This is a genomic window from Pseudomonas sp. Root401, from assembly GCF_001425105.1.
GTDB classification, from domain to species: Bacteria; Pseudomonadota; Gammaproteobacteria; order Pseudomonadales; family Pseudomonadaceae; genus Aquipseudomonas; species Aquipseudomonas brassicacearum.
In genome coordinates this window covers 67975-78706 of the sequence record NZ_LMDO01000019.1, presented here as the reverse complement: position 1 = coordinate 78706, position 10732 = coordinate 67975, and the positions used below count along the sequence as shown (strand labels likewise).

General features: G+C 60.7%; 11 protein-coding genes. 5 read left to right on the top strand and 6 right to left on the bottom strand.

Annotated elements, in window-relative coordinates; all coding sequences use genetic code 11:
• Nucleotides 1-279 (bottom strand): carbon starvation CstA family protein (locus ASC85_RS16130; RefSeq protein WP_057450451.1); only part of this gene is annotated, 279 nt, incomplete at its 3' end.
• A 317-nt stretch (nucleotides 280-596) separates the two neighbouring features.
• Here ASC85_RS16130 and ASC85_RS16125 point away from each other — a divergent pair.
• Nucleotides 597-1958 (top strand): cache domain-containing protein, encoded by a 1362-nt coding sequence (locus tag ASC85_RS16125; RefSeq protein ID WP_057450449.1) that lies wholly within the window; start codon nucleotides 597-599, stop codon nucleotides 1956-1958.
• Nucleotides 1959-1989: 31 nt separating this feature from the next.
• The gene (locus ASC85_RS16120) at nucleotides 1990-2622 is read left to right on the top strand and encodes a response regulator (protein ID WP_057450447.1); all 633 of its coding nucleotides are present in this window, start codon (nucleotides 1990-1992) and stop codon (nucleotides 2620-2622) included.
• 203 nt (nucleotides 2623-2825) lie between these two features.
• On the opposite strand, the gene ASC85_RS16115 is transcribed toward ASC85_RS16120, so the two are convergent.
• Together ASC85_RS16115 and ASC85_RS16110 are read right to left on the bottom strand one after the other, a co-directional pair.
• Complete coding sequence (locus ASC85_RS16115; protein WP_057450444.1) at nucleotides 2826-3692, bottom strand: SDR family oxidoreductase; 867 nt, start codon at nucleotides 3690-3692, stop codon at nucleotides 2826-2828.
• A gap of 56 nt (nucleotides 3693-3748) precedes the next feature.
• Nucleotides 3749-4975 carry an arabinose transporter gene (locus ASC85_RS16110; RefSeq protein WP_057450442.1) on the bottom strand — a complete coding sequence of 409 codons (1227 nt, stop codon included), beginning with the start codon at nucleotides 4973-4975 and terminating at the stop codon, nucleotides 3749-3751.
• A gap of 141 nt (nucleotides 4976-5116) precedes the next feature.
• On the opposite strand from ASC85_RS16110, the gene ASC85_RS16105 reads away from it, so the two are divergent.
• Both ASC85_RS16105 and ASC85_RS16100 read left to right on the top strand, forming a co-directional pair.
• The gene (locus ASC85_RS16105; protein WP_057450440.1) at nucleotides 5117-5743 is read left to right on the top strand and encodes a TetR family transcriptional regulator; all 627 of its coding nucleotides are present in this window, start codon (nucleotides 5117-5119) and stop codon (nucleotides 5741-5743) included.
• Nucleotides 5744-5810: 67 nt separating this feature from the next.
• Nucleotides 5811-6602 carry a transporter substrate-binding domain-containing protein gene (locus ASC85_RS16100; protein WP_057450438.1) on the top strand — a complete coding sequence of 264 codons (792 nt, stop codon included), beginning with the start codon at nucleotides 5811-5813 and terminating at the stop codon, nucleotides 6600-6602.
• A gap of 149 nt (nucleotides 6603-6751) precedes the next feature.
• On the opposite strand, the gene ASC85_RS16095 is transcribed toward ASC85_RS16100, so the two are convergent.
• Genes ASC85_RS16095 through ASC85_RS16085 form a run of 3 tightly spaced genes read right to left on the bottom strand, consistent with a single transcriptional unit; the run spans nucleotide 6752 to nucleotide 9664 of the window.
• Nucleotides 6752-7771 (bottom strand): TRAP transporter substrate-binding protein, encoded by a 1020-nt coding sequence (locus ASC85_RS16095; protein ID WP_057450436.1) that lies wholly within the window; start codon nucleotides 7769-7771, stop codon nucleotides 6752-6754.
• A gap of 55 nt (nucleotides 7772-7826) precedes the next feature.
• On the bottom strand, nucleotides 7827-9107 hold the full coding sequence (locus tag ASC85_RS16090; RefSeq protein WP_057450434.1) for a TRAP transporter large permease subunit: 1281 nt from the start codon (nucleotides 9105-9107) through the stop codon (nucleotides 7827-7829).
• Nucleotides 9104-9664, bottom strand: a complete 561-nt coding sequence (locus ASC85_RS16085; RefSeq protein ID WP_057450432.1) for a TRAP transporter small permease — start codon at nucleotides 9662-9664, stop codon at nucleotides 9104-9106. Before ASC85_RS16085 ends, ASC85_RS16090 begins: the two co-directional genes overlap by 4 nt.
• A 525-nt stretch (nucleotides 9665-10189) precedes the next feature.
• Between ASC85_RS16085 and ASC85_RS16080 the strand changes: the two genes are divergently transcribed.
• Nucleotides 10190-10642, top strand: a complete 453-nt coding sequence (locus ASC85_RS16080) for a phage infection protein (RefSeq protein ID WP_236712365.1) — start codon at nucleotides 10190-10192, stop codon at nucleotides 10640-10642.
• Nucleotides 10643-10732 lie beyond the last annotated feature (90 nt).

Here is a 10732-nt window from a genome sequence, read left to right as displayed (position 1 = left end):
GTGGTGGCCGAACAGAATGTGTTTGTTGGTCGGGACGTAGTCCAGGCCATCGTTGTTGAGCACGGCGGGGGTGGCCCGGCGCGCATCGAGTTGCATCACGTTGTTGGCGATGAAGAGGCTGTAGTAGCGGTAGGCGACCAGGTAGATGGCCACGGCTGCGACGACGATCCAGAGGGCGTTGATGGGTTCGCCGCGGCGCAAGGCCACGACACTCAACGCACAGGCTCCCAGAACAGCCACGGCAAACCAGGCGAGGTGTTTAACCAGACGGGTTGTCATTGCGTGTCTCCTGCCGATATCCAGTGGATTGCGGCGATTGTTTTTATAGTGTGCCCCGGCTATTCGGAGCCGGCCCAATATCCCTGCAATGGGTCAATAAATAAATCCGTAGTACTACGTAGAACCCCAACTTCTGTGGGAGCAAGGCTTGCCCGCGATAGAGTCGATACGGTCTTTCATACACCGCGGCGCCTGCATCGCATCGCGAGCAAGCTTTGCTCCCACATTGTCTTGCGCCACAGGTTTTATGCCTCATCCATGGGTTTGGCATATGATGCCGCCATTCGCCTCCCCGCCGAGTCCGGACAGGAGTACAGATGCTGCTCAAACACAAAATCGTCGCCCTCGGGATCTTGCCGCTGGTCCTGGCCATCGCGGTCATCTGCGCCCTGGTGGTCTCGCTCAATCGCCAGTTGGGCGATCAACAGGCGCAACTGATCGAAGACAGCATCCTGGCGAGCAAGCGCGCTGAGCTGAAGAATTATGTCGAGATGGCGCAGAGCCTGATCGCCCCGCTGTATGACAACGGCCGGGGAGACGAGCGCGCGCAACAGCAGGTCCTGGAAGAACTGCGCAAGCTCAGCTTCGGCATCAACGGATACTTTTTCGTGTACGACCGCCAGGGCCGCAGCCTCATGCATGCCCGCCAGTCGGAACTGGTGGGGCAATACCTCTGGGACATGAAGGACCCCCACGGCCTGCCGGTCATCCAGGCATTGCTCAAGAGTGCCGAGTCAGGCGAAGGGTTCCAGCGCTATGCCTGGAACAAGCCCTCCTCCGGCCAGGTGACCGACAAGCTGGCCTATGTCGTGATGCTCGATCAATGGGGCTGGATGCTCGGCACCGGGATTTACCTGGAGGATGTCGAGCGCGCCACCCAGCAAGCCCGCGACGAAGTCGCCCATGGCATCCACACGACCATGCAGGCCATCGCCGCGATCGCCTTGGTGGCGGTCCTGCTGGTATTTGCCGGCGGCATGACGCTCAACGTCAGCGAACATCGCCTGGCCGACAAAAAGCTACAGCGGCTGAACCAGCGCATCGTGAGCTTGCAGGAAGAAGAACGCTCGCGGGTGTCTCGCGAACTGCACGACGGCATCAGCCAGTTGCTGGTGTCGATAAAATTCCAGTTCGAACTGGCCAGCCATGTGTTGGAAAACGGCCAGGAAAACGGCCTGGGCATCCTGAAGAATGCGACCGACCGACTGGGCGAAGCCATCGGCGAGATCCGTAGCATCTCCCACGACTTGCGCTCGTCCCTGCTCGACACCCTGGGCCTACCCGCCGCCATCGGCCAGCTTGCCAGCGAATTCCAACAGCGCAGCGGGCTGGAAGTCTCCTATCGAAGCAACGAATTCGATTGTCGCCTGGAAAATGGCGCCCCTGTCTCGCTGTTCCGCATTGCCCAGGAAGCCCTGACCAACATCGAACGCCATGCCGGGGCGAAGAGCGTTGGCATCACCCTGTTCGGCTCCAGCCAGTCCCTGCGCCTGACGGTGGTCGATGACGGGATGGGCTTCAACGTCCCGCAAGTAGAACGCGGCCATGCCGGCATCGGCCTGCGCAATATCCGCGAACGGGTCGAGCATTTCGGCGGACGCCTGGAAGTGACCTCGGCACCGGGACGAAGCGAACTGGATATCCTGCTGCCCATGAACCTCTCGGTAACGGAAAACTGATGCGAGCCCCTTCCAACAAGAGCACCTGCCGATGAACCTGCCTCCGGTGATTCGCGTAGCGCTGGTCGATGATCACTCCCTGGTCCGCGACGGCATCAAGGCCCTGCTGTCGGTGATGCCGCAACTGGACGTGGTGGGCGAAGCCGAGAACGGCGCGCAGGCGATCGAAATGGTCGGTCGCTGCCAGCCGGACCTGCTGCTGATGGACATCGGCCTCAAGGATAAGAACGGGCTCGAGCTGACCCGGCTGCTGGGCAAGCAATACCCCAGCCTCAAGATCCTTATCCTCAGCATGTACGACAATCACGAGTACGTGAGCGAATCCGTGCGCTCCGGTGCCAGCGGCTACGTACTCAAGAACGCGCCGTCGCGGGAAATCATCGCAGCCATCGAAGCCATCATCAGCGGCGGCACCTTCTACAGCGCCGAGATCGCCCAGCGGCTCGCCACCGACCCGCACACCGACAGCGAGCTGACGCCGCGCGAGAGCCAGGTTCTGGCGAAAATGGTCCAGGGCCTGAACAACAAGGAAATGGCCCGCGAGCTGGACATCAGCGTACGTACCGTCGAGACCCATCGCCTGAGCATCCGTCGCAAGCTGAACATCGACAAGCCGGCGGCCCTGGTGAAATACGCAATCGACCACGGGATCATTTCGCGCTAGGCGGGAATGTAGGAGCTGCCGAAGGCTGCGATCTTTTGATCTCTTTGATCTCTTTGATCTCTTTGATCTCTTTGATCTCTTTGATCTCTTTGATCTTTCGCTTGAGATTCAAGTGTGTGGGGAAAGATCGCAGCCTCGTTGCACTCGTCAGCTCCTACACAGCTCCTACACAGCTCCTACACAGCGTCTACACCCGACGGGGGTTATCCTGCGTAGTAGCCAGGTTGCTCGAGATCGGCCAACAGACTCGGGCCACTTGGCATCCAGCCCAGCAAGGCGCGGGTGTATGCGCTGGACACTGCCATGTTCGCCGCCGCCATGTGGGCGAACCAGCCGAAATGCTCGCGCTCCCGGGATTCGACTGGCAACCCCAGGCCACGACCGATCGCCTGGGCAATGTCCTTGAACGGCACAGCCTCGTCGGCGACGGCATGGTAGACGGACTGTGTCACGCCCTGCTCCAGCGCCAGCCGATAGACCCGTGCGGCGTCCAGCCGATGCACGCCCGACCAGCAGTGGACGCCGTCCCCGAGATAGGCCGAAACGCCCGTCTCCCGGGCCAGGCGAACCAGGATCGGAACGAACCCGTGGTCGCCGAGGCCATGGACCGAGGGCGCCAGGCGCACGGTCGCGCAGCGCACACCACGCTCGACCAGCGCCCGGGCCGCCGTTTCGGACTTACGCGGCGAAGCCGGGCTGGGCACCTCCAGCTCGCTCGCACCCCGGGTCAAACCCAGCAGGCCGGACGTCACCAGCAAAGGTCGCTCAGACCCCTGCAGCGCGCTGCCCAAGACTTCGATGACATGGCGGTCCAACTCAGCATTCTCGGCAAACCGCGAGAAGTCATGATTGAACGCGGTGTGAATCACCGCATCCGCCGCCGAAGCCGCCCGGTGCAGGACGTCGAGGTCATTCAATGTCCCGCGGACCACCTTCGCGCCGGTCGCGGCCAGTGCGGCAACCTTGTCATCGGAACGGGCCAGGCCGGTGACCTGATAGCCGGCACCGATCAATTCCTGGACCACGGCAGACCCAACCCAGCCCGTGGCACCGGTAACGAATACATGCATGTTTCAAACTCCCTGGTTAGAACCATCGAGGAACACAGACTCACTTCTGGCGCAGCTCAGGCCGGCTGCCGGCCTTGTACCCCTGGCATCACCAATGTCAGCGCCACGACAAAGGCCAGCATCACCGTCACGGCTCCGCCCAGGTAAACCGCGCCGATCCCCCATGTGCCCGCCAACGCCCCGGCCAGCGGGCTGCTCAGCCCCAGGGAAATGTCCAGGAACGCGACATAGGCCCCCATGGCAAGACTGCGGTTCTGCGCTGGCGCACGCTTCACCGCCTCCACCCCAAAGCCCGGGAAGGCCAGGGAGTAGCCGAAGCCGGTGAGCGCCGCACCCAGATAGGCCATCGCCGCAGTGTCGGCGCTCCAGATCAGCAATTGCCCGACGGCTTCGATCACCACACAGACCAGGGCGACACGCGCGCCGCCGATCTTGTCTGGAAGGTGCCCAAAGAGCAGGCGCGCACCGATGAACGCCAGCCCGAACGCGGTGAACGCCAGCGAGGCATTGCCCCAATCCCTGGCCGCAAACAACAGCGCGATAAAAGCCGTGATGACACCGAAGCCAACGCTGCAAAACGCCAACCCCATGCCCGGCACCCACACCGCGCCCAGCACCTTGTAGAACGGTGCGCGCCGGGTCGCCGTAGGGGCGACAGCCCGGACACCCGCGACAATCGCCAGCGCCAGCAGCGGGATGCAAATCGTCGAGACGGCAATGCCGGTGAACCCCCAGCCGCTATTCAGCGCCACGCCGAGCGGAGCGCCCAGGGCATAGGCGCCGTACATGGCGATGCCATTCCAGGCCATGACCTTGCCGGCATGCTGCGCGCCGACCAGGCCGATGCCCCACCCCAACGCGCCGGTGACGATCAGGCTTTCACCCAGTGCCAACAGGACACGCCCGCCCAGCAAGAGCCAGACCGACGTGACAGGCGTAGCAACGAACGCCAGGGAAACAAGATAAACCAACCCGGAAACCGCCGCGGTCACCAGGCCGACCATAACGGCGCGCTTGCCACCGCGCATGTCAGCGAAGTTGCCCGCCCAGGCGCGGGACAACAGCGCCGCGGCGAACTGTGCGCCGACCACCAGGCCAATGACCAGCGTGCCCATGCCCAGCGTGTCATGCAGGTGCAAGGGCAAGACCGGCAATTGCATGCCCAGGGTGAGAAAACCGATGAATACCGTCAGCGTGAGTGGCAACAGCTTGAGCACCGGCTTGGCGTCAGCGCTTGCCTGAGGCGCCAAGGAGGCGCCCTGATGAACGTTTTTTTGAGTCATGACCCTACTCACAGAAAGGATGCGATGTGACGTTGAACGTTGTCTGTGGAGCCGACTAAAATGCGATCAATTCGTCGCATTCAAGATACGAACAATTCGTCGCATTTCCTATTCGCATTCCCTTCCGAGGCTCATGCCCATATGTCCGAACGCTCAAGCCCGCAGATTTCCTCGCGCAAACAGCCGCAACAGGCACGTTCCACCGAGCTCGTTGCCGCCGTTCTGGAGGCGGCTGTTCAGGTTCTGGCGACCCAGGGCGCGGCACGTTTCACGGTGGCCCGGGTTGCCGAGCGAGCTGGTGTGAGCGTCGGTTCGGTGTACCAGTACTTTCCGAACAAAGCGGCGATCCTGTTCCGCCTGCAAAGTGATGAATGGCGACAAACCAGCGATATGCTGCGCGAGATTCTTGAAGACAGCCGCCAGCCGCCCTTTGAGCGGCTGCGCAGCCTCGTGCGGGCGTTCATCCAGTCCGAATGCGACGAGGCCCAGATACGCGTCGCGCTCAACGACGCCGCACCGCTCTACCGCGACGCCCCCGAGCACCAGGCTGCGCGGATGTCGGTGCAACAGTCGGTGGACGCTTTCATGCTGCAAGCACTGCCAGCCGTCCCTGCACAGGCCCGCGCCCTGGCAGGTGACTTGGTGATCACCACGCTGAGTACCGTGGGCAAGCGATTTTCATCCGCGCCCCGCTCTCCTGTGGAAATTGCCGTCTATAGCGACGCCATGGCCGATATGTTCTGCGCCTACCTGGAAAGCCTGCAGTGACAGCCTACCGAAGCTTTTACTACACTCCCCGGTCTTGTTCCCTTCCGTTGCGAGACGTCCAATCACTATGAAAAACATAACAAGCTCGATGACGCTCTGTGGCCTGTTGGCGCTCTGCGGCAGCGCCTTGGCCGAGCCGGCACCTTCGCTGCTGGACCAGGTCCTGCAACGCGGCGAACTGAAGGTATGCACCACCGGCGACTACAAGCCCTATACCTTTAAAACCGAAGCGGGCGAATACGAAGGCATCGACATCGACATGGCGCGCTCGCTGGCCGCCAGCCTGGGCGTCAAGGTGCAATGGGTGCAGACCACCTGGAAAACCCTGATGCCGGATATGGTTGCCGGTCAATGCGACATCGGCATGGGTGGGATTTCGGTGACGCTGGAGCGCCAGAAGAAAGCCTATTTCAGTACCACCCTGGACGTGGATGGCAAGATCCCGCTGGTGCGTTGCGAAGACAAGGAGCGCTACCAGACCCTCGAGCAGATGAACCAGCCTTCGGTGCGTCTTGTCGAGCCGGCCGGCGGCACCAACGAAGCCTTCGTCCGGGCGTTCCTGCCCAACGGCCAGCTCAGCTTCCACGACAACGTGACCATCTTCCAGCAACTGCTGGACAAGAAAGCCGATGTGATGATTACCGACGCGTCAGAAGCGCTCTACCAGCAAAAACTCAAGCCCGGCCTGTGCGCGGTCAACCCGACCCGCTACCTGCAATATGGCGAGAAGGCCTACCTGCTGCCTCGGGATGACGCCACCTGGAAGATGTACGTCGATCAGTGGCTGCACCTGAGCAAGGCCAATGGCAGCTACCAGAAAGTGATTGGGCAGTGGTTGGCCGTCCCGGCCGCCCAATAACCGTTCACTGAAAAAACAAAAAACCCTGTGGGAGCGAGCTTGCTCGCGATAGCGTCAAGTCAGCCGCATTGATGTTGACTGACACACCGCTATCGCGAGCAAGCTCGCTCCCACACGGGTTGGGTCTGTTCAGGACTGACCTATCCGCCTCACTGCGCCGCCCGCACCTTGGCGATTTCGTCGTACATCGTCTTCACCAGCTCGCCATCCAGGGATTTGGCGAACTTGTCGATTACCGGTTGCACGCGCTCGCGAAAGCGATCTTTCTCGGCTGGGGTGATTTCATTCACGGTCATCGCGCCAGCCAGCGTCACCTTGGCCTTGTCCATGCCCGCCGCGGTGACTTCACGCTGGAATGTTTGCGCTTCGGCCGCAGCCGCGCGAATCATTGCCTTTTCGTCGTCGTTGAGGCGGTTCCAGGTTTTCTGGCTGATGATCAACGACTGCGGGTTGAAGATGTGGCCCGTGACGGAGAGATACTTCTGCACCTCGTAGAACTTGTTGCCCTCGATCACGGTGAACGGGTTTTCCTGTCCGTCAATGGTGTGCTGCTCAAGACCCGTGTAGACCTCGGGGAACGCCATCGGCACCGGGTTGGCGCCCAGGGCGGAGAAGGTCTCCAGGTAGATCGGCGACTGGATGACGCGAATCTTCAAGCCCTGCATGTCCTCAAGCTTGGCCACCGGGTGCTTGCTGTTGGTCAGGTTACGGAAACCCAGGTCCCAATAACCCAGCCCGACCAGCCCTTTGCTGTCCAGTTGCGCGGCCAGTTTCTGCCCGACCGGCCCATCGATGACCGCATGGGCTTCCTCGACGTTGTTGAACAGGAACGGGAAATCGAGCATGGCATAATCCGGTGCCTGGGCGGCCAGGATGCCGGAGTTGAGCACGGTGATGTCCAGCGTACCGCCCTGCAACGCCGACACCGTTTGCACGTCGCCGCCTAGGGTACCGCCGGGGAACAGGCGGACCTTGATCTTGCCACCGCTCTTTTCGCTGAGCAGGTCGGCGAACTTCTGCGCACCCTGCCCTTGTGGATGCTCCTTGACGTTCTGGAACGCGAATCGCAGGGTGCGCTCGCGAATTTCATCTGCGTGACTGACCACGCTACCCAGCAGCAGTCCCGTTGCGCACGCCCCGGCCAACAGGGTTTTCATCAGTTGTCCCATGTCACTCTCCGATCATTATTGTTTTTAAGTCGAGCTACTACGGCTTGCACCGGCATTAACCGGTGAAGAATTTCAGGGGTCCAAGGACCAGTTGCGGAAACAGGACCAGCAGGATCAGCACCGCCAGTTGCGCAAGCAGGAACGGCCACACGCCACGAACGATTTCTTCGATATTGAGCTTGGAAACCCCGCTCACCACGTTGAGCACAGTGCCCACGGGCGGGGTGATCAAGCCGATGGCGGTGTTGATCAGGAACAACACGCCAAAGTAGACCGGGTCGATGCCCGCCTGGGTGATCGCAGGCATCAGCACCGGTGTGAGGATGAGGATGCTTGGCGTCATGTCCATGACCGTACCGACCAGGATGATCATCAGCATGATCACTACCAACAGCAGGGTCGGGCTATCCATGAATGGCTCGAGCACCGCCGCCAATTGGCCCGGCAAGTCGGCAATGGTCACCAGCCAGGAAGAAACCATGGCGGCGGCGACCAGCAGCATCACCACCGAGGTGGTCTTGGCCGAGGACAGGATCACCTCGTACAACTGGCTGACTTTCATTTCCCGGTAGATCACCAGGGAGACGAATAGCGAATAGACCGCCGCCACCACCGCCGCTTCCGTCGGGGTAAAAATGCCGAACTTGAGGCCGAAAATAATGATGATCGGCAAGCCCATGGCCCAGCTGCCCTCGACCAATGCCCGCAGAACCTCGGCACGGGATTGCTTGGGTGGCGTCTCGACATTCTCGCTGCGGGAGACGAACCACCAGGCAATGGCGAGCGCCGCTCCGAGCATGATCCCCGGCACGATGCCGGCCAGGAACAACTTGGAAATCGACACACCGGACGCCACGCCAAAGACAATGAAGCCAATGCTCGGCGGAATGATCGGCGCGATAATGCCACCGGCGGCAATCAAACCCGCCGAGCGCGCCCGGTTGTGCCCGGCCAGCACCATCATCGGCACCAGCAACGCCGCCAGTGCCGCCGCATCGGCCACGGCCGAACCGGAGAGCGACGCCAGCAGGCAGGACGCGATGATCGCCACGTAACCAAGACCACCGCGCTTGTGCCCCACCAGCGCCATGGCAATGTTGACGATGCGTTTGGACAAGCCGCCGACATTCATGATCTCGCCGGCCAGCATGAAAAACGGCACGGCCATCAGTGGGAAGCTGTCCGCACCGTTGAGCAGATTCTGGGCAATGATTTGCGCGTCGAACAGATCCAGGTAGAACATCAACGCCACACTGACCACCAGCAAGGCAAACGCGATGGGCATGCCCAGTGCCATGCTGCCAATCAAGGACCCGAGGAAAATAACCAGCGTCATGGGCGAGTACTCTTGATGGGGTCAGGGGTGATGGAGTTAGGGGTGATCAGCTCGGCGTCGTTGTCCTTGACCATCACCAACTCGTCATCCCCCAGCTTGCCGAACAGCGCCAGGTAGAGCTCGTAGAGCAGGATCGCTGCGGCACTGGCGCCAAACACTAGGCCGGCACCATAAAACAGCGCCATGGACAATCCTGACGCCGGGGCAACGACATTCAGGTTGATCGCGGCCTGTTGCCAACTGCCACTGAAAATCAGCCAGCAGATGTACAACATCAAAAGATGACTGATGACCAGGCAGATACGCTTACCAGCCGGCGGCAAGCGCTTGACCAGGCTGTCCATGCCCAGGTGAGCACGGTCCTTGAGCGCCACCAGGGCACCGAGAAAAATCATCCAGACGAAGAACCAGCGCGACAGCTCCTCCGACACACTGATGCCAGAGTTGAAGGCATAACGCAGCACCACATTGCCGAACACCAGCACGATCATCGCGACCATGCACAACACAATCAGTAGCTTGAGCAGCTTGAAATACAGATCGACGATTTTTGTCATCTTGAAGAACTCCGAGGCTTGTCGAGCGCCGACATCCCATTGGCGCGATAAGACCGCAAACAGCGTGGGCCGCTAGCGAATCGAACCTGAGAGGCTGGAAGATGCTTTCGGATCGGAACAACGGATCGAGGGAAAGGCGTGTGGCGCTCGCAGACGAGTAGGCATGGAGTATTCCTCTGTTTTTATTATGGTCTTGGCCTCGTTGGGCAAGACGGGTTGCCGATAAAATGTACCACCCGGTTAGTTTGGTCAATAACCCAGCCGGGTATACACCGCAAAGCGTGCGATTATCGACCAGGCAATTCGCGATTTTTCACCTCTTGAGCAGCCAGCCATCGCCCCAGCCTCGCCACGTCTCAACGGTTTTGTATCGGTCTGTATCTGAAATGCGGACTGATACGAAACAATGTATTTCGCCCTCTCCTGGCACACATCGTCGATACATCCGCGCGTTTAACTGTGATCACCGGACAGCAACACACTCGCTGCCACGGACCCACTCAATCAAGCGCAAGGAGAATCACCATGTTCAATTTCTCGAAAGTATCGTCCCTGGCTATCGCCCTGACATTGGTTGGCGGTGTCGGCCTGGCCAATGTCGCCTCGGCCACCGCAGCCAGTGCATCGATTCACAACCAGGTGCAACAGTTGGCTGAAGGCGGGTCTGATCGTTTGCTGGAAAATCGTGTGGCCGAAGGTGGTTCCGATCGGTTGCTCGAGAACCGTGTGGCCGAGGGCGGCTCCGATCGGTTGCTCGAGAACCGTGTGGCCGAGGGCGGCTCCGATCGGTTGCTCGAGAATCGCGTGGCCGAAGGTGGTTCCGATCGGTTGCTCGAGAATCGCGTGGCCGAGGGCGGCTCCGATCGGTTGCTCGAGAACCGTGTGGCCGAAGGTGGTTCCGATCGTTTGCTCGAGAATCGCGTGGCCGAGGGCGGGGCTGATCGGTTGCAGGAGTTGCGTGAACGCAGCGCGGTGTGAAGCGCTTTTGTGGCGATGGCGCTTACTCTCGCTCGACTCTGTAGGAGCTGGCGAAGCCTGCGATCTTTTGATCTTGAACTTTCGACTCAA